Origin of the sequence: Candidatus Pseudoscillospira sp. SGI.172 (genome assembly GCF_050313575.1) — a bacterium.
Taxonomy (GTDB): domain Bacteria; phylum Bacillota; class Clostridia; order Oscillospirales; family Oscillospiraceae; genus Vermiculatibacterium.
Map to the genome: position 1 here is coordinate 1 of NZ_JBNPLQ010000027.1, position 18,452 is coordinate 18,452.

Below are 18,452 nucleotides of genomic sequence, written 5' to 3' on the forward strand. Positions count from 1 at the left end.
TTCGACAGTCTCAAGGATGCCGCCCCGTCGGGGCGGCATCCTTCTTTTATTTTTTAAATTTCCGGCTCTGGGCCACCGCCAGCTCGTCGCAGCGGTTGTTGTACCGGTTCTCCGCGTGCCCCTTCACCCAGTGCAGATTCACGGTGTGATAATCGCACAGCTCCAGCAGCCGCTCCCACAGATCAGGGTTGAGCGCCGGTTTTTGATCGGATTTGATCCAGCCCCGGGCCTTCCAGCCCTTGGCCCATCCCTTTTGGAGGGCGTCGATGACGTACTTGGAATCGGAGTAGAGCTCCACCGCGCAGGGTTCCTTCAGGGCCTCCAGCGCAGTGATGACGCCGGTGAGCTCCATGCGGTTGTTGGTGGTGTGCCCCTCGCCGCCGGAGAGCTCCTTTTCAAACTCCCCGTACCGGAGAATGGCGCCCCAGCCGCCTGGGCCGGGGTTTCCGGAGCAGGCTCCGTCGGTGTAGATGGTGACAGTTTTCATAGCTCTTTGAGAATTTCCTTCCGCTTTTCCTCAAACTCCTCAGTGGTGATGAGCCGCTGGTCATAGAGGCCCTGGAGCTTTTTCAGCCGCGCCTCGGGATCCTCCCCGGCCTCATGGTCGTCCTCGATGTCGATCTTGGGACCGACATATCCCTTCCCGAAGGCCTGATAGAGATTCATCCCCGTGATGCCTACGGCGATCAGCGTCCACAGGATGCCGAAAGCTCCAAAGGTCGGGATGGCCACAAAGAGGCCGATGAGAACAAAAATCCCACCCACCACGCCGCCGAACACCCCGCTGGCCTTGCTGGGGCGGTAGGTCACCCGCCGCCTCATGTCTGCTCTCCCAGGATCTCCTTCCGGCGGGCCTCGTAGTCGGCCGGGCTGATCCACTTTTTCTCCAGAAGGTAGTCCAGTTCTTTGAGCTGGGCGTCATGGTTGACCGTCTGAGTGGGCGTCACGGAAAGGGCGGCCAGTTGGGCCTCCAGCTTCAGAATGCGGGCATTGTACTCGTCTTTGGTGATCAGCCGCTGGATGTAAAGCATTTTTTCCTTCTTCATCCGGGCGCGGATCCCCTCTTCGGTATTGTCCTCTTCACTGCTGGTGAAGAACCCCATTCCTTACTCCCCCTTTTCCTCGTCCGCGGGAATTTCTCCCTCGGCGCTTTCCTCTTCCTCGTGGTCGGTGCGGGCGATGGAGATCACCTTGACCCCCTCGTCCAGGTTCATGAGCTTCACGCCCTGGGCGCTGCGGCTGTAGCTGTTGATCCCGGCGCACTCCATGCGGATGATGACGCCGGCGTCGTTGATGATGAGGATGTCGTCTCCGTCATTGACCACCTTCAACCCCACCAGGGGGCCGGTCTTGTCGGTGACCTGATAGCCCTTCAGGCCGTAGCCGCCCCGCTTCTGTGGGCCGTCGCCGCGGATATATTCATCCATCTCGGTGCGCTTGCCGTAGCCGTTTTCCGTCACCATGAGCACGTGGTGGTCGTACTTGGCCCGGGCCGCGCCGATGACGTAGTCCCCCTGGCGCAGGCGGATGCCCATGACGCCGCAGGCGTCCCGGCCCATGCAGCGCACGTCGTCCTCCTGAAAGCAGATGGTCATCCCATTGTGGGTGGCGATCAGAATGGCCTGCTCGCCGTCGGTCTCCCGGACGGCGATGAGCTCGTCATCGGGATCCAGGGTGATGCAGCGGATGCCGGCCTTCCGGGCGGTGAAGATGGCGGAGAGCTGGATGCGCTTTACTGTGCCCTTCCTGGTCACCATCACCAGATACCGGTCCTCCGGGAACTGGCGCAGATGGATCATGGCGGTGACCTTCTCCCCGGCCTCCAGCGGCAGGACGTTGACGATGGCCGTACCCTTGGCCGTCCGGCCGGACTCGGGGATCTGGTAGCCCTTCTTCCGGTGGACCTTGCCCTTATTGGTGAAAAACAGGAGGAAATCGTGGGTGGAGGAGGTGAATACCGTCTCCACATAATCCTCCTCCTTGGTGGCCATGGCGGTGATGCCCTTGCCGCCCCGCTTCTGGGTGCGGTAGGTGGAGGCGGGCACGCGCTTGATATAGCCCCCGGCAGTGAGGGTAAAGACGCACTCCTCTTCCTCGATGAGGTCTTCGATGTCGATCTCGTCCTCCACGTCCTGGATCTCGGTGCGCCGCTCGTCGCCGAACTTGTCGGCGATGGCCTGAAGCTCGCCCTTGAGCACCTGACGGATCATCTCGTCGCTGCCCAGCAATTTCTGATAGTAGGCGATGCGCTCTTCCAGTTCCTTGTACTCGTTTTCCAGCTTCTCCCGGTTGAGGCCCTGGAGGGCGATGAGGCGCATGTCACAGATGGCCTGGGCCTGCACGTCGTCCAGCTGGAAGCGGTCCATCAGGTTTTCCTTGGCGTTGTCATAGCTGGTGCGGATGATACGGATGACCTCGTCAATATTGTCCTGGGCGATCATCAGACCCTCCAGCAGATGGGCCCGCTCCTGGGCTTTCCGGAGGTCGTACCGGGTCCTGCGGACGATGATCTCCTCCTGGAACTTGAGGTATTCATCGATGATGTGCCGCAGAGAGAGGATCCGGGGCTGGGACTGGTCGTTCACCAGGGCCAGCATGTTGATGGCAAAGGAGCTCTGGAGCTGGGTCTGGGCGAAGAGCCGGTTGAGCACTACCTGGGGATTGGCGTCCCGCTTGAGCTCAATGACGATGCGCATGCCGTTGCGGTCGGTCTCGTCCCGCAGGTCGGAGATGCCCTCCAGGCGCTTGTCCTCCACCTGCTCGGCCATGTTCTTGATGAGCATCCGCTTGTTGACCTGGTAGGGGAGCTCGGTGACGATGATGCGGACGCGGTCCTTGCCGAACTCCTCAAATTCGGTGCGGGCCCGGACGATGACCTTGCCCCGGCCGGTGGCGTAGGCGGCCCGGATGCCCGAGCGGCCCATGATGATGCCCTGGGTGGGGAAATCGGGGCCCTTGACATGCTCCATGAGGTCGGCCAGCGTGGCTTCGGGGTCGTCCAGCACCTTGATGCAGGCGCCGATGACCTCCCGGAGGTTGTGGGGGGGGATGTTGGTGGCCATACCCACGGCGATGCCGGAGGAACCGTTCACCAGGAGGTTGGGAAAGCGGCAGGGGAGCACCCGGGGTTCTTTCCGGGTCTCATCAAAGTTTGGGTCCCAGTCCACCGTGTCCTTGTCGATGTCCCGGAGCATTTCTTCGGAAATTTTGGACAGCCGGGCCTCGGTATAACGATAGGCGGCGGGGGGATCTCCATCCACGGAACCAAAGTTGCCGTGGCCGTCCACCAGCATGTAGCGCATGGAGAAATCCTGAGCCAGGCGGACCAGGGCGTCGTACACCGACTGGTCGCCGTGGGGGTGGTACCGGCCCAGCACATCGCCCACGCAGGTGGCCGACTTTTTAAAGGGCTTGTCGTGGGTGAGGTTGTCCTCATACATGGCGTACAGGATGCGCCGGTGCACGGGCTTCAGACCGTCCCGCACGTCGGGAAGGGCCCGGCCCACGATCACGCTCATGGCGTATTCAATATAGGATTTCTCCATTTCCGGGACCAGAGGGGAACTGACGATGGCCTGTTCCGGGAAACGGATCTCCTCGGGATCGTATTGGGGTTTCTTACTCATTTGCAAAACAGCCTTTCTTTCTCAAAGAAGAACGGGAATTTTCACGGTGCCCCGCCGTCTGTGTCTCAGTAGTCCAGATTGACGGCGTACTTGGCGTTCTTTTCGATAAACTCCTTCCGGGGCTCCACCTTTTCCCCCATCAGGATGGTGAAGGTCTCGTCGGCGGCCACGGCGTCGTCCAGCTCGATGCGCCGGAGGGTCCGCTTCTCCGGGTCCATGGTGGTCTCCCACAGCTCGTGGGGGTTCATCTCGCCCAGACCTTTATACCGGCTGATGTCGATCTTGGCGCCGGGGTTGTCCCCCCGCAGCTCGGCGGACACCCGATCCCGCTCCTCGTCAGAGTAGGCCACCCGGGTCTGCTTGCCCCGGCTGAGCTTATAGAGGGGAGGGACGGCGGAGTAGACGTAGCCTTGCTCGATGAGGGGCCGCATGAACCGGAAAAAGAAGGTCAGCAGCAGGGTGCGGATGTGCGCGCCGTCCACATCGGCATCGGCCATGATGATGATCTTGTGATAGCGCAGGCGGGAGAGGTCGAACTCGTCCCCAATGCCCGCGCCCAGCGCCGTGATGACCGGCTGGAGCTTGTCGTTGCCGTAGACCTTGTCGGCCCGGGCCTTCTCCACATTGAGCATCTTGCCCCACAGGGGGAGGATGGCCTGGAACCGGGAGTCCCGGCCCTGGGTGGCCGAGCCGCCGGCGGAGTCGCCCTCGACGATGTAGAGCTCGGTGAGCTCTGGGTTTACCTCGTTGCAGTCCCGCAGCTTGTCTGGCATGGCCGCGCCGCCCAGGGCGGTCTTGCGGCGGATGGATTCCCGGGCCTTTCGGGCGGCCTCTCTCGCCCGGTTGGCCGTGAGCGCCTTGTCCAGAATGGCCCGGCCCACACCGGGGTTCTCTTCCAGAAATTCCGTGAGCTTTTCGGTGACCACCGAATTGACCAGGGTCCGGATCTCGGAGTTGCCCAGCTTGGCCTTGGTCTGGCCCTCAAACTGGGCGTTGGTGAGCTTGACGGAGATCACGCAGCACAGGCCCTCCCGGCAGTCCTCGCCGGAGACCTTCTCCTCGTTTTTCAAAAGGCCGATCTTTTTTCCGTAGTTGTTGAGCGCGGCGGTGAGGGCCCGCTTGAAGCCCTCCTCATGCATGCCTCCTTCCGGGGTGTGCACGTTGTTGGCAAAGGACAATATCAGCTCATTGTAGCTGTCGTTGTACTGCATGGCCACCTCGGCCATGGAATCCTCCCGCTGGCCGGACATGTAGATGACCTTCTCATGCAGGGGAGTCTTGGTCCGGTTGAGCCAGGTGACAAATTCCCGGATGCCGCCTTCATAGCACATCTCGTCCCGCTGCTCCCGGCCGGGGCGCAGGTCCTCGGTGGTGATGTGGAGCCCGGCGTTGAGGAAGGCTTCCTCCCGCATCCGGGTGTGGAGGATGTCATACTCATAGACGGTGGTGTCGGTAAACATCTCCGGATCGGGTTGGAACACCACCTCGGTGCCGGTTTTTTCGGTGGCGCCGATCACGGTCATTTCCTGGGTCACGCGGCCCCGGGAAAACTTCATTTCATAGATTTTGCCGTCCCGGTGGACCCGGACCTCCAGCCACTCGGACAGGGCGTTGACCACGCTGGCGCCCACGCCGTGAAGGCCGCCCGAGACCTTATAGCCGCCGCCGCCGAATTTGCCGCCGGCGTGAAGGATGGTATAGACCACCTCCAGGGCGGGCTTTCCGGTCTGGGCCTGGATATCCACGGGGATGCCCCGCCCGTCGTCTGTGACTTTGATGATGTCCCCGGGCAGAATGGTCACCGTGATGTGCCTGCAGTAGCCGGCCAGCGCCTCGTCGATGGCGTTGTCCACGATCTCATAGACGAGATGGTGAAGTCCGGAGGACGAGGTGGAGCCGATATACATGCCCGGTCTCTTCCGGACGGCCTCCAGGCCCTCCAGAACCTGGATCTCCGAGGCGTCATACTCGTGACTGGTCTGCGTCACGCTGTCTTCCCAATGTTCTTCTGTCATAGATTAACCTCCTGGTCGTTTGCGGAGTGCGGGAAACCGTTTTTTTTTGCAAAACGGTTTCCTCCACTCCGCAAATCGCTTGTCTTTCTATTGTCGGGATCTCGGTCCGCTCACTCGAAGCCGCGGCCTTCCATCCGCCCTTTCAGGGTGGCGGAAGAGAGCTGGGAGAGGTACACCATAGGTTCCTCCCCCTTCTTTTTACACAGGGCAAAGGACTTGGGCAGCTCTCCGCTGACGCTCACCACCCGCCCCGCCTTCTCCGCCCGCTCCAAAAAAGAACGGGTAAGGTGAGAATAGGAGGAGTTATCCAGATCAAAGATGCCGATCACATCCCGATAGGGCACCACCACCGACTGTCCCAGATGGAGATACATAGCTTTCCTCCCATGTTACGTTTGCTTTTTCTTTCGGATCACACGGGGCTTCCAAAGCCTTTTCCAGATCCTCCAGCCCGCGAAAATCCCCACAAAAAGCCCCGCCGCGGGCAATCCGGGAAAAAAGAGCAAAGTCTCCAGAGGCGCGCCGCCGCCCTCCTCGCTCCAGCCGAAGTAACGAAACAGAGTCACCGCCGCTGCGCCCGCGGCCGCGATCGCGGGCGGCAGATACCGCCAGAACCGTTTTTTGGGAAACCGGCAGAGTGCGTATTCCAAAACCGCCCCCGCTGCCAGAGGGGCCAGAAAAAGCATGAGTAGGATGGGCATACAGGCTCCTTTATTCCGTTAACGTTCCGCCCCGCACCTGGAAGCGCTTGCCGTCCCGGGCGAGTTTTTTATCGTCTTCGCAGCAGGTGATGAATACCTGTCCGCCGGTGATCCGCTCCAACACAAAGGATTGCCGTCTTTGATCCAGTTCAGACAGCACATCATCCAGCAGCAGCACCGGCCATTCCCCGGTGTCCTCCCGAAAAAGCTCCCGGCAGGCCAGCTTCAGGGAGAGCGCCGCTGTACGTGTCTGTCCCTGAGAGGCAAACTGCCGGGCACTCTGCCCGTCAATCTCCACAGCCAGATCGTCCTTATGAGGTCCAGACAGGCACTGCCGGGCCTCCAGCTCGGCCCTCCGGTGGGACTGCTGATGTTCCATCAGCTCTTCCAGCAAGATCTTGGCGGGAGCCTCCGGGTCCGAGACGGTGGAGACCGTCTCATACCGCAGTTCCAGCTTTTCCCGCCCACCGGAAAAATTGCTTTGAATGGGTGGCGCCAGCGCGGATAGTCGCTTGATGAAATGGGCCCGGTAATGGATCAGCACCGCTCCCACCTGAGCCATCCGCAGATTGAAGTCGTCCAGGGTGTCCAGCAGGGAGGGCTTTTCCTCCCAGTCCCGCAGAATGCGGGTCTTTTGCTCATAGAGACGCCGGTATTCCGCCAGCGCCCCGGCGTACCGGGGCCGAAGCTGACAGATGCCGTCGTCCAGGAACCGCCGCCGCTCAGCCGCCCCCGCCCGGATCAGAGAGAGATCCTCCGGGCAGAAGAGAATGGTATTGAGCACCTGAGACAGCTCGGCGGCCGACTTGAGCTTGACCCCGTTGGAGAGCAGCTGCCGCCGCTCCCCCCGGTGGAGTTTGGCCTCCAGCGTGAATTCCCGGCCCCGGGCGGAAACCTCTCCCTTCAAAAAGGCATAATCCACCCCGAAGCGGATGAGTTCCCGGTCATACCGGGCCCGGTGGCTCCGGGCGGAAGAGAGATAGGCCACACCCTCCAGCAGATTGGTCTTGCCCTGGGCATTCTCCCCGCAGATCACATTGACTCCGGGGGAAAAATCGGCCGCGGCGTGGATATAATTGCGGAAAAAATCCAGTTCCAGGGTTTTGACGATCATTGGACGGTGAGCCTCACGCCCTCCAGCTCGGCCACGTCGCCCGGGCGCATTTTTTTGCCCCGCTGGGTACAGGTCTCTCCATTGACCTTGACCTCTCCGTTTTGAATGAGCTGCTTGGCCTCTCCGCCGGTTCCGGTCAGGGCGGCAAACTTCAAAAGTCCCTCCAGCTTGATATACTCCGTGGAGATCTTAACGGTCTCTTCCCGCATAGCTCCGCTCCTTTCTTTTGTCCTCAGGGCGATGGGTTCAGCCCGCGCTCAGCCGCACGGGAAGTACCATGAACAGATAGGGCTCTGCCCCCTCCTCGGCGTCCACGGGGACAATGACACAGGGGGAGGAGCTGGTGCCCAGTTTCAGCAGGGCCCTGTCGGTGGGCACCGCCTTCAACGCGTCCATCAGCAGGCGGTTATTGAAGCCGATCTTCAGATCCCCGCCGCTCCCCTCCACGGGGCAGCGGTCGGAGGCGTCTCCGATGGCGGTGCGGGTGGTAAGAAAAATGGAGCCGTCCTCCATGGTGCAGCGCAGGGGACTCTTGAATTTCTCGCTGATGATCAGGCTCACCCGGTCGATGGAGGCCATGAGCTGCCGCACGTCAGCGGTGAGCAAAACCGTACTCTTCCGGGAGATGGCCTGGCGGTAATCCAGGAACTCTCCCTCCAGACGCCGGGTCACCAGCAGGGTGGAACCCACCTTGAAGAGCACATGCCGGGCGCCGGTAGTCACCAGCGCAGTCTCCTCGGTGTCGGAGCAGATCCCCTTCACCTCGTTGAGCGCCGCGCCTGGGACCACAAAGGAAAAGTCCATCCCGGGCTTGTTTTCCAGTTTTTCCCTTCTGATAGCCAGCCGCTGGCCGTCCACCGACACCACTGCCAGGGTGTCCCCGATGACCTCAAAGAGGGAGCCGGTGAGGATGGGGCGGCTTTCGTTGTCGCTGACGGCAAACAGGGTCCGTCCGATCATGTCGGCCAGAGTGGACTGGGGGAGCTCCAGGGCGTTCTGCCGTTCCACGGCCGGGAGCTCCGGAAATTCCTCCGGGTCGATGCCCTGGATGTTGAATTCACTCATTCCACACTGGATGTGGACGGTGAGGTCTTCCGAGGAGAAGGTGACCATATCATCGGGAAGCCGGCGGACGATCTCGCCGAACAGGCGGGAGGAGAGGACCAGGGATCCTCCTTCGCTCACCTGGGCGGGGACCACGGTACGGATCCCGGTCTCCAGATTATAGCCGGTGAGCCGCAGCTCGCTGTCGGCTTCCAGCAGGATCCCTTCCAGGGCGGGGATAGAGCTTTTGGACGCGGCCGCCCGGGCGGAGACGGCGATCGCCGCCTGGAGCAGGGCTTTTTCACAAGAGAATTTCATGCTTCGGTACCTCCGTTCGTCTCTCTCTCCGCAAGGAGAGGAGAGGATTTTTGTCGTAATAGTAAGCCGTAGGGAAAATTATTGTGGAAAACCGTAAATTCTCCTTTTCCCGCAAGGGTTTGACCGTCCACAGCCCGTGTGGAGAAAAACAGAAGGGTTTCCACAGCCAAGAGAAAAGAAAAAAAGATTTCCACATGGGAATGTCCACATTTCCACAAAATACGGTGTGTTTGTGGAAAAAAGTATTTTCTTGTCTGTCCGCCGTGGAGAGACAGATCACTCGTACCGGGCGTTGATGTTGGCGTTGATGTCCTTGATGACTTCCGCCATTTCCGGGGACTGCTTGGTCAGCCGTTCGATGCGCTCGATGGAGTGCATGACAGTGGTGTGGTCTCTTCCGTCAAATTCCCGGCCCACTTCCTTCAAAGAGAGGTTGGTCATGCGGCGGATCTCATACATGGCGATCTGGCGGGCCAGAACGGTGTCTTTGTTTCGGGCCTGCCCCCGGATGTCCTGGGCCTCGATATTGTAGAATTTGCCCACCTCTTCGATGATGACGTCGGCCGAGGGCAAAAATTCCGTCTTGTCCTTGAACATGTCCCGTACGGCCCGGGTGACGGTGTCCACATCCACCTGCTCCCCCATGAGCTCCTGAAAGGCGAGGATCTTGTTGACGGTGCCCTCGATCTGCCGGACGTTGGCGGTAATGTTGTCCGCAATGTAGCGGAGCACCGGGTCGGGGAGGTTCATGCCCCGGCGGATGGCCTTGTTTTTGATGATGGCCACCCGGGTCTCATAGTCGGGGGGCTGCACATCCACGGGCAGGCCCCACTCGAACCGGGTCTTGAGCCGGTCGTCCAGCCGGAGCATCTCCTTCGGGGGGCGGTCTGCGGTAAAGACGATCTGCCGCCCGGCCTCGTAGAGGGTGTTGAAGGTGTGGAACATCTCTTCCTGGGTGGATTCCCGCCCGGCGATGAACTGTACGTCGTCCATGAGGAAGATGTCGGCGGAGCGGAATTTTTCCCGAAACTCCTGGTTCCGGCCCTCCCGGATGGCGGCGATGAGCTCGTTGGTGAAGGAGTCTCCCTTGATGTAGACGATGCGGTAATCCGGGTATTTTTCATGGATGGAGTGGGCGATGGCGTAGAGCAGATGGGTCTTGCCCAGGCCGGATTCGCCGTAGATGAAGAGGGGATTGTAGCTCTTGGCCGGCTCGTCGGCCACGCTCCTGGCTGCGGCGTAGGCAAACTTGTTGGAGGAGCCCACCACAAATTTGTCAAAGGTGTACTCCTCCGTCCCGGGAAGGAAAACGTTGTCCTTGGGCTTGGAGAGAGATTCCTTTTCCCCCTCGCCCAGAACCTTCACGTCAAAATCCGCGGAAAAAAGCTCCCGCAGCGCCTTTTGAATGGCGGAGCGGTAGCGGGAGATGATGATATCCCGTTTGAAGTTGGAGGGGGTATACAAAACAAAGCTGTCCTCATCCAGAGAGAGGGCCTCGGCGTCGTCGAACCAGGTGCTCAGAGTGGTGGCGGTCAGGTCGCCTTCCATAAGCTTTAAAACCCTTGTCCAAATTTCGGCGGCGGAATTCATGTTATGGCTCACCCGTTTCTGTTTTCAAAATATACTTTATTATTATACCAAACACACGCACACTTGGCAACGAAAAACCGGGGCTTCCGGTTGAAAATTTTCCACGCTTTTCAGGAAAGTTGTGGGTCATTTTTGTAAAAACACAAGATATTGGGGACCATAGAAAAATAAGAACAAAAAAAACCGGAAAAGGAGGTTGACAGGGGATTTATTTATCAAGTATAATACCATTTGCGCCTTCATCAGCGCATGATAACTTTGACGACCGCGTCCGGCGCAGGCCGGGCGTTGTGGTAAGGGGGAGCTTTGCTCCGCCAGAATGAGTACAGGAGGTGTACCAAAATGGTTCGTACCTATCAGCCCAAAAAGCGTCAGCGCAGCAAGGTCCACGGATTCCGCAAGCGCATGGCGACTGCGAATGGCCGCAAGGTGCTGTCCCGGCGCCGCCGCGAAGGCCGTGTCCGTCTGACTCACTGAGATGGCAACCAAATAGGGCATTTTATGCGGGGCGGTGGAACTTTTTCTACCGCCCCTGCGGTGCATGGAGAGAAGTAGAAGGGGAGACGAGGGATGCTGCACACCAGGTCCATGAAGGAAAATCATCTGTTTCGCCGCCTCTACGCCAAGGGGAAAAGCGCGGTCAGCCCCTGTCTGGCCGTCTATGTGCGGAAAAATAACCTGGGTGTGACCCGGCTGGGGTTCACCGTAGGGACCAAGGTGGGGAAGGCCGTGCGCCGGAACAAGGTGCGCCGCCGGATCCGGGAGGCCTATCGGATCCACGAAGGCCGGATGGCCCCCGGCTGGGACATTGTCGTGGTGGCCCGGGTCAAGGCCGCATTTGCGCCTTATTCCGAATTGGAGCGGGAGCTGCTCCGCCTGCTGGACAGGCTGGGTGTTTACCGAAAGGGCGAGACCACTTGAAGCGTATTTTTCTGTGGCTGATCCGATTTTATCAGCGCAATATTTCTCCCGCCCGACCCTCCTGCTGCCGGTTTATCCCCACTTGCTCGGCCTATGCTCTGGAGGCGGTGGAGAAATACGGCGCGTGGAAGGGCGGTCTTTTGGCCGTGCGCCGCGTTCTGAAGTGCCAGCCGTTTCACCGGCAGGAGAGCATCGAGTATGATCCTGTTCCATAAGGAGCCGCCGGATTGCCTTTGCGGTTCCGACATGCAAATGAAAAGATTGTGGAGGCCATGTCTATGGATTTCGCCTATTATGCCCTGACCCCCTTCACCTGGCTGCTGATGTTTTTTTATCAGTTCTTCAACAGCTACGGTGTCGCGCTGATCCTATTTGCCCTGGCGGTGAAGCTGATCCTTTACCCGCTCTCCCTCAAGGGAAAGCGGAGCATGATCCAGATGAACATGCTCTCGGGCAAGCTCCAGAAGCTGCAAAAGCAGTACGGCAAGGATCAGGCCCGCTACAATGAAGAGGTGCAGAAGCTCTACGCCAAGGAGAAGGTCAACCCCATGGGGGGCTGTCTTTGGTCCATGCTCCCCCTGGCGATCCTGCTCCCCCTGTACGCCATTATCCGCCAGCCCCTGAAGTACATGATGGGACTCTCTGTGGATCAGATCACCACCATTGCCAACACGGTGGACTGGAACACGGTGGCGGTGAATATGGGCTGGACCACCCAGCAGCTGGTGGAGAAGGCCGGAAATGTGTTCTCCAATACCGGCTACAACCAGCTTTATCTGGCATCCCTCATCACCCCTGAAAACCTGGCCTCCATCCAGGCCGCCGTGGGAGAGACCGCCAAGGAGATTTTCTCCATCAACTTCAATTTCTTCGGGATCGAGCTCTCTCAGGTGCCTCAGCTGAAGTTCTGGGCCCACGGGATGAGCTGGGCCGCCGTCGGCCTGTTCCTGATCCCCGTGATCTCCGGCGTGACCAGCCTTGTTTTCTCTCTCATCTCCACCAAGACCAACAACATGAATCAGCAGCAGCCCCAAAACGCCCAGGCGGCAACGACCACCCGCACCATGATGATCATTTCCCCCATCATCTCTTTGTGGATCGGCTTTTCCATGCCGGCCGCTCTGAGCGTTTACTGGGTGGCCAATAACCTTTTGGGCATGCTCCAAGAGCTCATCTGCGCCAAGGTTTTGAAGAAGGACTATGAGAAGGCCGCGCAGATGCAGCGGGAACGGGAGCTGGAGGAAAAGGAAGAGGAGAAACGTCTGCGCCGGGAGAGGGCCGAGGAACGCGCCCGCCAGGCGGAAGAGGCCCGGAAGAACAAAAACAGGAAGAAGGAAAAGGAAGAGAGTGAGGACAAGGTCCCCGCTTCTGTCCGTGAGGCCAGTCGGGTGGGCATCCGTCAGTATGCCCGCGGCCGTGCCTATGATCCCAACCGCTACGGCACTGTGACTCCGTATCATGAAGACGTGGCTGCCGGTATTTTGAAAAAGATCGAGGAACTGCCCGAGGAGGAGGCTCCCGCGGAGATCCCCGCGCCGGAAGAGGAAGCTGTTGTGGAGGCTCCGGTGGAAGAGACCGTCATCTCCACCGGGGAGGCTTCTGAGGAACCGGAGACCGGCACCCCCAAGGAAGATTGAGTGATCCCTACGGGAAGGAGATAAAAACCATGCAGAAATCAATCGAGTGCACTGGTAAAACCGAGGAGGCGGCCATCGCCGCCGGCCTGAAGCAGTTGGGTCTCGCCCGGGAAGAGGTATCCGTGGAGGTTCTGGAGCTGGCCAAGTCCGGCTTTCTGGGGATCGGCGGAAATCCCGCCAAGGTGAAGGTGACCTATGAAGTTCCCGATGAACCGGAAGCACCCGCAGCACCTGCGGCGGTGGCGGAGGCTCCGAAGGGTGAGCCTGCGGACGTCCCGGCTCCCGCGCCGGAGAAAGTCGAGTTTGCGGCAGCGCCGTGCGGGGAGGACCCCCAGGCGGAGAAGATCGCAGCCTTCCTCAGCGGGCTTCTGGAGCGGATGGAGATCCAGGCCGAGCCCCAGGTCACGAGGAACGACGAAGGGGATTATCTGGTGGATCTGGTGGGTAAGGACCTGGGCGGCGTCATCGGCCGCCGGGGCGAGACGCTGGACGCCATCCAGCAGCTCACCGGCTACGCTGTCAATCACGGCCAGGCCAAGCGAATCCGCGTTCGTGTGGACGCGGAGCACTACCGCGCCAAGCGGGAGGAGTCCCTGGAGCGGATGGCCCACCGGGTGGCCGACAAGGTGGTGCGCTACCGCCGGAACGTGACTTTGGAGCCCATGAATGCCTACGAGCGCCATGTGGTCCATACCGCGCTTCAGGAGCGGGCCGATGTGACCACTTACTCCATCGGCACCGAGCCCAACCGCCGCACCGTGGTGGCTTACAGCCAGGGCGAGCACCGGAACTGAGTGAAATGGAAAAGAGGACTTCCGCCCGGGATGGGCGGAAGTCCTCTTTTTTGCGGAAAAACGAAAAAATGATCCACAAAGAAACGAAAAATGAGGAAAGATCCCCGCTGTTTTGGGCGACAGCGGGGATCTTCACGCTTTTTTACAGGGTTTTTACCACATTTTCCAGGTAGTTTGGGGAAAACTCCTCGGCCCTGCCCGCATCGCAGGCGGCCGCCAGGGCCGGGTCGATGGGGAGACGGGCCAGCACCTCCAGGGCGTGGAGCTCGGCGATGTCGTCGATATGGCTCTCACCGAAGATGGCGTGGCGCTTGCCGCAGTCGGGACACTGAAAGTAGCTGTAATTCTCCACCAGGCCCAGGATGGGGATGTTCATCATCTCGGCCATCTTGACGGCCTTTTCCACGATCATGCTCACCAGCTCCTGGGGGGAGGTCACGATAATGATGCCGTCCACCGGCAGGGACTGAAAGACGGTGAGGGGCACGTCGCCCGTCCCGGGAGGCATGTCTACGAACATATAGTCCACATCGCCCCACTGCACGTCGGTCCAGAACTGCTTGACGGTGCTGGCGATGAGGGAACCCCGCCAGACTACGGGATCGCTCTCGTTTTCCACCAGCAGGTTGAGGCTCATGAGCTTGATGCCGGTCCTGGTGGAGACGGGGAAGATGCCCTCGTCGTTGCCCATGGCCCGATCATGGATGCCGAAGGCTTTGGGGATGGAAGGGCCGGTGATGTCGGCGTCCAAAATGGCGGCCTGTTTGCCCTGCTTCTGACAGGCGGCAGCCAGGGAGGCGGTGACCAGGCTCTTGCCGACGCCGCCCTTGCCGCTCATGACGGCGATCACCTTTTTTACGTGGGAGCGGGGGTTGGCCGCGGCCTTGAAGTCAAAGTCCGCGCTCCGCTCAGAGCAGCTCTCCCCGCAGGAAGAGCAGTCGTGGGTACATTCTGCCATGCTGATCGGTCTCCTTTGTATTTGTGATATGGGTTATTTGTAGTGATAGCTTCCCCCGCCGATGAACTCCCGGAGGATGGAATTTTTGGCCACCAGGGCCGGATCCACCGCCTCAAACCAGTCAAAGGCGGCGATGAGATCCAGCAGCTCGGCCCGCCGCTGGTTTTCCTGGGGGACCGCCTTCAGGATGGGGAGGGCGTAGTTCTTCATCACGGAAACCTCGTAGGGCAGAGAGGAATCCACAATGACGTCGGCGGTATTTTTATAGGGAGAGATATAGAGCTTTTCTCCCCGGCGGACGTTGGCCCACATGGCCAGGGTGGTGGAGACCTCGGTGCCCCGGAAGTTATAGTCCCGCACCGCCCGCCGGGTCAGCCGCATCCAGGTGCCCTTGAAGCGGAGCGTCCCCTCTTCCATGACATTGGAGCGGGCGGAGATATAGAGCTTGGTGGCCTCCGGATGGGGCCCGGCAATGCCGGGGCCCAGGGCGTGGATCCCCTCGAAAATGGCGATCTCGTTTTTTTCCAGCCTCAGGGGACGGCCCCGGTCGTCGTTGCGCATCTGCCGGGAAAACTCAAATTTGGGGACTATGACCTCTTCGCCCCGGGACAGGCGGGTAAAGCTTTCGTCCAGCAGCTCCATGTCCAGGCACAGGGGGGATTCAAAATCCAGGTCGCCCTCCGGCGTCCGGGGGGCTGTTTTGGGATCGGGGGTCATGAAGTAGTTGTCCAGAGAGACGGTGTGGGTGTTGACTCCCCGGCGCTCCAGCTCCTCTTCGATTTTCAGAGCCGTGGTGGTCTTGCCGGAGCCGGAGGGGCCGGAGAGAAGAACGATGGGGGAGATCTCCATCCGGCCGATGATGGTGTCGGCGGCCGCCTCCACCCGCTTTTGGTAAGCCTCGTCGCACTCCGCCAGAAAAGCGGGGGCGTCCGCGCGGATGCGCTCGTTGATCTCATTGAGCTGATAAGCCATTACTGCACTCCCTTTGTCTCCCGGAGAAAGGGGGCCAGAGCACCCTTTTCCCGGCATATTTTTTCCACATCCCGCAGGTATTCCTGGGGATATTTCGGATTGGCAACGCGTTTGATCTTTCCGCTTTCCGGCCACACCAGCTTGGTCACACCTCCGCCCCCCAACGCCAGAATGGTGTGTAATTCCTCCATCATGGCGATGTTGTAGAGACTGGCACAGCCGCTTTTTGCCCAGCCCACATTTTCAAAGGAGCCGGACATATATTTCTGCCGGTAGAGGTAGTAGGGGGCGTAGCCCGCCTCCCGCAGGACGTCCCAGGCCCGGTCCAGCATCTGCTCCACCTGCTCCGCAGAGGGGAGAGAGCTCCCCTCCTCGGTCAGCCGGGAACCCTTTTTCAGGGCCAGGGTGTGAACGGTGACGTTTTCCGGCCCCATGGACAGCACTTCGCTCAAAGAACGGGCAAAGCCCTCCGGAGTGTCTCCGGGCAGGCCCGCGATGAGGTCCATGTTCACCGCGAAGGCCCCCGCCCGGCGGACTTCCCCATAGGCCCGGCGGATGTCCGCCCCGGTGTGGGGACGGCCCATCCGCTCCAGCACCCCGTCTTCCATGGACTGGGGGTTCACCGAGACCCGGTCCACCCGGTGCTTGGACAGAACAGCCAGCTTTTCCGGAGTGATGGTGTCGGGCCGCCCGGCCTCCACCGTGAACTCCGAGCAGCCCTCCATGGGCAGACAGCGCTCCAGCGCCGAGAGCACCCGCTCCAGCTGGGGGGCGGAGAGGGTGGTGGGGGTGCCGCCGCCCACGTAGAGGGTACGGACTGTTCGGCCGGTCTCCCGGAGAAGGGTCCCGGTGGCCTCGATCTCCCGCTCCAAAGCCGTCACAAAGGGCTCCACCAGGGGAAGGCACCGCTCCACGGCGGCGGAGATGAAGGAGCAGTAGACACACCGGCTGGGGCAGAAGGGGATGCCCACATAGAGGGAGACCTCGTCTCCCCGGAGGGAGCGCCGGGCGGCCACGCTCTCCCCGGCGCAGTCCATGGCCAGCCTCCGGCGGATGGGGGAGACCCGGTAAATGTCCCGCAGGAGCCGTTCGGCCCGGAGAGGGGAGAGACCCTGCTCCATGGCCTTGGCGGGGATTTTGACGGGACGCACTCCGGTGAGGGCTCCCCAGGGGGGCTCTTTTCCCAAAGCCCGGGTGCCCGCGTCGTAAAAAGCCAGCTTTAAAATCCGCTGACACACCCGGTCGTCTGTCAGACCGCCGGTGAGTTCACCGACCCTTGCCCGCCGGACGGCGGAGAAGGAAACACCCTCCCAGATCAGCTCGGCCCGGGCGGTAAGCCAGGACTCCCCCCGGAAAAGGGAGAGGGTCAGCGCGTTCTCCCCCGCGCCGGGCCGCTCCCCGGGAAAGAGGGTGAGCATCATCTGCTCGGCGGCGTATCGATAGTCATGTCCCTTCAGCGTCAGTTTCATGTCTGCTCCTTACCCGTCCCCGGACGGTCACGCCGGTCTATTCGCCCAGAGCCTGGCGCATATAGTAGTTTCCACGCCGCTCCTGCTCCAATGTGGAAAAACTTTCGTGGCCGGGGAGCACCTGATAGTCCCCCTCCAGCTCTCCCAGACGCTTGAGGGAGGCCATGATCTCCTCGTAACTCCCGCCGGGCAGGTCGGTGCGGCCCATGCTCCCGGCAAACAGGGTGTCGCCGGTAAAGAGGACGTTCTGACAGCGGAGGGTCACCGATCCACCGGAATGCCCCGGGGTGTGGAAAACTTCCGCCTTGAGCCCGCCCACGCAGACCACGTCCCCATCCCGCCAGAGGGTCACATCTCCCAGGGCGGCGGTGGGGAAGAGCTGGTCGTTTTTCCCCGCGTCCGCCGGGTGGAGGTAGACGGGGAGCCCGGCCAGACGCTCACGCAGCGCGGCCACGCCGCCGGTGTGGTCGTAGTGGCCGTGGGTGAGGAAGATGGCCCGGATGGTGAGGCCCAGGGCCTCGGCCTCTCCCAGAATGGACTCGTCAAAGGCGCCGGGGTCGATGACGGCGGCGGAGCCGCTCTTCTCGTCCCCCAGCAGGTAGCAGTTGGTGTAGACCGAGGGCAGAAAAATGTGCTGGATCACCATATGACATTCTCCTTACAGGCTGTCGGTGTCCAAAAGAATGGTCACCGGGCCGTCGTTTTGAGAGTAGACCTGCATGTCTGCGCCGAATTCCCCGTGCTCCACATGGAAGCCCCGCCCCTCGCACTGGGCCAGGAACCGCTCGTAGAGGGGAACGGCGGTTTCGGGCCGGGCCGCTCCGGTAAAGCCGGGCCGCCGGGACTTGCAGTCGGCGTAGAGGGTAAACTGGGAGACCACCAGCAGGGAGCCCCCCACGGCGGCCAGATTGAGGTTCATTTTTTCGTTTTCATCTTCGAAAACGCGCAGGCCGCACACCTTGTCGGCCAGTTTGTCGCACTGGGCCTCCGTATCCGCCGGGGCCACCCCCAGCAGCACCAGAAAGCCCCCGTCCGTTTTTCCCACGGTGATCCCGTCGATGTCCACCCTGGCGTTTTTGACCCGCGTCACCACAGCCCGCATGGCAGTTCCTCCTGTATGGAAAGTTTTTGAACTTTTATTATATCCTTTTCCGGGAAAAAGGTCAATCCGGTGGAGGAGTATCCTAAAAAAAGGAGAGAGAAAAGATTTCTGACAGGCAGGCCCTCCGCCTTGAAATGTTTCCGGAAAAATGATATGATTTTTAATTAAACGGAATCAATTATTCCCGTAAA

At 60.6% G+C, this 18,452-nt stretch carries 21 protein-coding genes; 5 read left to right on the forward strand and 16 right to left on the reverse strand.

The window, feature by feature from the left end:
• Positions 1-46 precede the first annotated feature (46 nt).
• From rnhA to dnaA, 11 genes are all read right to left on the reverse strand, one after another.
• Positions 47-487 (reverse strand): ribonuclease HI, encoded by a 441-nt coding sequence (rnhA, locus tag ACQRD3_RS10415; protein WP_080906271.1) that lies wholly within the window; start codon positions 485-487, stop codon positions 47-49.
• Positions 484-822: an SHOCT domain-containing protein gene (locus ACQRD3_RS10420; protein WP_080906270.1), complete on the reverse strand. Its 339-nt coding sequence runs from the start codon at positions 820-822 to the stop codon at positions 484-486. Before ACQRD3_RS10420 ends, rnhA begins: the two co-directional genes overlap by 4 nt.
• Positions 819-1,103 (reverse strand): SHOCT domain-containing protein, encoded by a 285-nt coding sequence (locus tag ACQRD3_RS10425; RefSeq protein WP_080906269.1) that lies wholly within the window; start codon positions 1,101-1,103, stop codon positions 819-821. Before ACQRD3_RS10425 ends, ACQRD3_RS10420 begins: the two co-directional genes overlap by 4 nt.
• Positions 1,104-1,106: 3 nt before the next feature.
• A complete protein-coding gene (gyrA, locus tag ACQRD3_RS10430) occupies positions 1,107-3,626 on the reverse strand; it encodes a DNA gyrase subunit A (protein ID WP_427781353.1) in 2,520 nt (839 codons plus the stop codon).
• 65 nt (positions 3,627-3,691) lie between these two features.
• A complete protein-coding gene (gene gyrB, locus ACQRD3_RS10435; RefSeq protein WP_080906267.1) occupies positions 3,692-5,641 on the reverse strand; it encodes a DNA topoisomerase (ATP-hydrolyzing) subunit B in 1,950 nt (649 codons plus the stop codon).
• Between the two features lie 110 nt (positions 5,642-5,751).
• Positions 5,752-6,015: an extracellular matrix regulator RemB gene (remB, locus tag ACQRD3_RS10440; RefSeq protein WP_080906266.1), complete on the reverse strand. Its 264-nt coding sequence runs from the start codon at positions 6,013-6,015 to the stop codon at positions 5,752-5,754.
• A 15-nt stretch (positions 6,016-6,030) separates the two neighbouring features.
• Positions 6,031-6,342 (reverse strand): hypothetical protein, encoded by a 312-nt coding sequence (locus ACQRD3_RS10445; RefSeq protein ID WP_080906265.1) that lies wholly within the window; start codon positions 6,340-6,342, stop codon positions 6,031-6,033.
• A gap of 10 nt (positions 6,343-6,352) precedes the next feature.
• Complete coding sequence (gene recF / locus ACQRD3_RS10450; RefSeq protein WP_427781354.1) at positions 6,353-7,456, reverse strand: DNA replication/repair protein RecF; 1,104 nt, start codon at positions 7,454-7,456, stop codon at positions 6,353-6,355.
• Positions 7,453-7,665 carry an RNA-binding S4 domain-containing protein gene (locus ACQRD3_RS10455; protein ID WP_080906263.1) on the reverse strand — a complete coding sequence of 71 codons (213 nt, stop codon included), beginning with the start codon at positions 7,663-7,665 and terminating at the stop codon, positions 7,453-7,455. Before ACQRD3_RS10455 ends, recF begins: the two co-directional genes overlap by 4 nt.
• A 37-nt stretch (positions 7,666-7,702) precedes the next feature.
• The gene (dnaN, locus tag ACQRD3_RS10460) at positions 7,703-8,818 is read right to left on the reverse strand and encodes a DNA polymerase III subunit beta (RefSeq protein WP_080906262.1); all 1,116 of its coding nucleotides are present in this window, start codon (positions 8,816-8,818) and stop codon (positions 7,703-7,705) included.
• A gap of 276 nt (positions 8,819-9,094) precedes the next feature.
• The gene (dnaA, locus tag ACQRD3_RS10465) at positions 9,095-10,408 is read right to left on the reverse strand and encodes a chromosomal replication initiator protein DnaA (RefSeq protein ID WP_080906261.1); all 1,314 of its coding nucleotides are present in this window, start codon (positions 10,406-10,408) and stop codon (positions 9,095-9,097) included.
• Between the two features lie 342 nt (positions 10,409-10,750).
• Between dnaA and rpmH the strand changes: the two genes are divergently transcribed.
• The 5 genes from rpmH (at position 10,751) to jag (ending at position 13,760) form a co-directional block, all read left to right on the forward strand.
• Positions 10,751-10,885, forward strand: coding sequence for a 50S ribosomal protein L34 (gene rpmH / locus ACQRD3_RS10470; protein ID WP_080906260.1), 135 nt, complete (start codon positions 10,751-10,753; stop codon positions 10,883-10,885).
• 93 nt (positions 10,886-10,978) lie between these two features.
• A complete protein-coding gene (rnpA, locus tag ACQRD3_RS10475; protein ID WP_080906259.1) occupies positions 10,979-11,329 on the forward strand; it encodes a ribonuclease P protein component in 351 nt (116 codons plus the stop codon).
• The gene (gene yidD, locus ACQRD3_RS10480) at positions 11,326-11,544 is read left to right on the forward strand and encodes a membrane protein insertion efficiency factor YidD (protein WP_080906258.1); all 219 of its coding nucleotides are present in this window, start codon (positions 11,326-11,328) and stop codon (positions 11,542-11,544) included. The genes rnpA and yidD overlap by 4 nt, the downstream gene beginning before the upstream one ends.
• A gap of 63 nt (positions 11,545-11,607) precedes the next feature.
• Entirely contained in the window at positions 11,608-12,966 is a 1,359-nt protein-coding gene (locus tag ACQRD3_RS10485) for a YidC/Oxa1 family membrane protein insertase (RefSeq protein WP_427781355.1), read from the forward strand.
• Positions 12,967-12,995: 29 nt separating this feature from the next.
• Positions 12,996-13,760, forward strand: coding sequence for an RNA-binding cell elongation regulator Jag/EloR (gene jag / locus ACQRD3_RS10490; protein ID WP_080906256.1), 765 nt, complete (start codon positions 12,996-12,998; stop codon positions 13,758-13,760).
• A 142-nt stretch (positions 13,761-13,902) separates the two neighbouring features.
• Here the strand turns inward: jag and ACQRD3_RS10495 are convergent, their stop codons facing one another.
• Genes ACQRD3_RS10495 through dtd form a run of 5 tightly spaced genes read right to left on the reverse strand, consistent with a single transcriptional unit; the run spans position 13,903 to position 18,261 of the window.
• Complete coding sequence (locus ACQRD3_RS10495; protein WP_427781356.1) at positions 13,903-14,718, reverse strand: P-loop NTPase; 816 nt, start codon at positions 14,716-14,718, stop codon at positions 13,903-13,905.
• Positions 14,719-14,751: 33 nt separating this feature from the next.
• Complete coding sequence (locus ACQRD3_RS10500) at positions 14,752-15,690, reverse strand: nucleoside kinase (RefSeq protein ID WP_080906254.1); 939 nt, start codon at positions 15,688-15,690, stop codon at positions 14,752-14,754.
• Positions 15,690-17,159, reverse strand: coding sequence for a coproporphyrinogen dehydrogenase HemZ (hemZ, locus tag ACQRD3_RS10505; protein ID WP_427781357.1), 1,470 nt, complete (start codon positions 17,157-17,159; stop codon positions 15,690-15,692). The genes ACQRD3_RS10500 and hemZ overlap by 1 nt, the downstream gene beginning before the upstream one ends.
• Before the next feature lie 37 nt (positions 17,160-17,196).
• Positions 17,197-17,805, reverse strand: coding sequence for an MBL fold metallo-hydrolase (locus tag ACQRD3_RS10510; protein WP_427781358.1), 609 nt, complete (start codon positions 17,803-17,805; stop codon positions 17,197-17,199).
• 12 nt (positions 17,806-17,817) lie between these two features.
• On the reverse strand, positions 17,818-18,261 hold the full coding sequence (gene dtd / locus ACQRD3_RS10515) for a D-aminoacyl-tRNA deacylase (RefSeq protein ID WP_427781359.1): 444 nt from the start codon (positions 18,259-18,261) through the stop codon (positions 17,818-17,820).
• Positions 18,262-18,452: the final 191 nt, after the last annotated feature.

Coding starts and splice junctions, on each gene's coding strand:
- rnhA (WP_080906271.1), bottom strand. CDS start 487: ATGAAAACTGTCACCATCTACACCGACGGAGCCTGCTCCGGAAACCCC.
- ACQRD3_RS10420 (WP_080906270.1), bottom strand. CDS start 822: ATGAGGCGGCGGGTGACCTACCGCCCCAGCAAGGCCAGCGGGGTGTTC.
- ACQRD3_RS10425 (WP_080906269.1), bottom strand. CDS start 1,103: ATGGGGTTCTTCACCAGCAGTGAAGAGGACAATACCGAAGAGGGGATC.
- gyrA (WP_427781353.1), bottom strand. CDS start 3,626: ATGAGTAAGAAACCCCAATACGATCCCGAGGAGATCCGTTTCCCGGAA.
- gyrB (WP_080906267.1), bottom strand. CDS start 5,641: ATGACAGAAGAACATTGGGAAGACAGCGTGACGCAGACCAGTCACGAG.
- remB (WP_080906266.1), bottom strand. CDS start 6,015: ATGTATCTCCATCTGGGACAGTCGGTGGTGGTGCCCTATCGGGATGTG.
- ACQRD3_RS10445 (WP_080906265.1), bottom strand. CDS start 6,342: ATGCCCATCCTACTCATGCTTTTTCTGGCCCCTCTGGCAGCGGGGGCG.
- recF (WP_427781354.1), bottom strand. CDS start 7,456: ATGATCGTCAAAACCCTGGAACTGGATTTTTTCCGCAATTATATCCAC.
- ACQRD3_RS10455 (WP_080906263.1), bottom strand. CDS start 7,665: ATGCGGGAAGAGACCGTTAAGATCTCCACGGAGTATATCAAGCTGGAG.
- dnaN (WP_080906262.1), bottom strand. CDS start 8,818: ATGAAATTCTCTTGTGAAAAAGCCCTGCTCCAGGCGGCGATCGCCGTC.
- dnaA (WP_080906261.1), bottom strand. CDS start 10,408: ATGAATTCCGCCGCCGAAATTTGGACAAGGGTTTTAAAGCTTATGGAA.
- rpmH (WP_080906260.1), top strand. CDS start 10,751: ATGGTTCGTACCTATCAGCCCAAAAAGCGTCAGCGCAGCAAGGTCCAC.
- rnpA (WP_080906259.1), top strand. CDS start 10,979: ATGCTGCACACCAGGTCCATGAAGGAAAATCATCTGTTTCGCCGCCTC.
- ACQRD3_RS10485 (WP_427781355.1), top strand. CDS start 11,608: ATGGATTTCGCCTATTATGCCCTGACCCCCTTCACCTGGCTGCTGATG.
- jag (WP_080906256.1), top strand. CDS start 12,996: ATGCAGAAATCAATCGAGTGCACTGGTAAAACCGAGGAGGCGGCCATC.
- ACQRD3_RS10495 (WP_427781356.1), bottom strand. CDS start 14,718: ATGGCAGAATGTACCCACGACTGCTCTTCCTGCGGGGAGAGCTGCTCT.
- ACQRD3_RS10500 (WP_080906254.1), bottom strand. CDS start 15,690: ATGGCTTATCAGCTCAATGAGATCAACGAGCGCATCCGCGCGGACGCC.
- hemZ (WP_427781357.1), bottom strand. CDS start 17,159: ATGAAACTGACGCTGAAGGGACATGACTATCGATACGCCGCCGAGCAG.
- ACQRD3_RS10510 (WP_427781358.1), bottom strand. CDS start 17,805: ATGGTGATCCAGCACATTTTTCTGCCCTCGGTCTACACCAACTGCTAC.
- dtd (WP_427781359.1), bottom strand. CDS start 18,261: ATGCGGGCTGTGGTGACGCGGGTCAAAAACGCCAGGGTGGACATCGAC.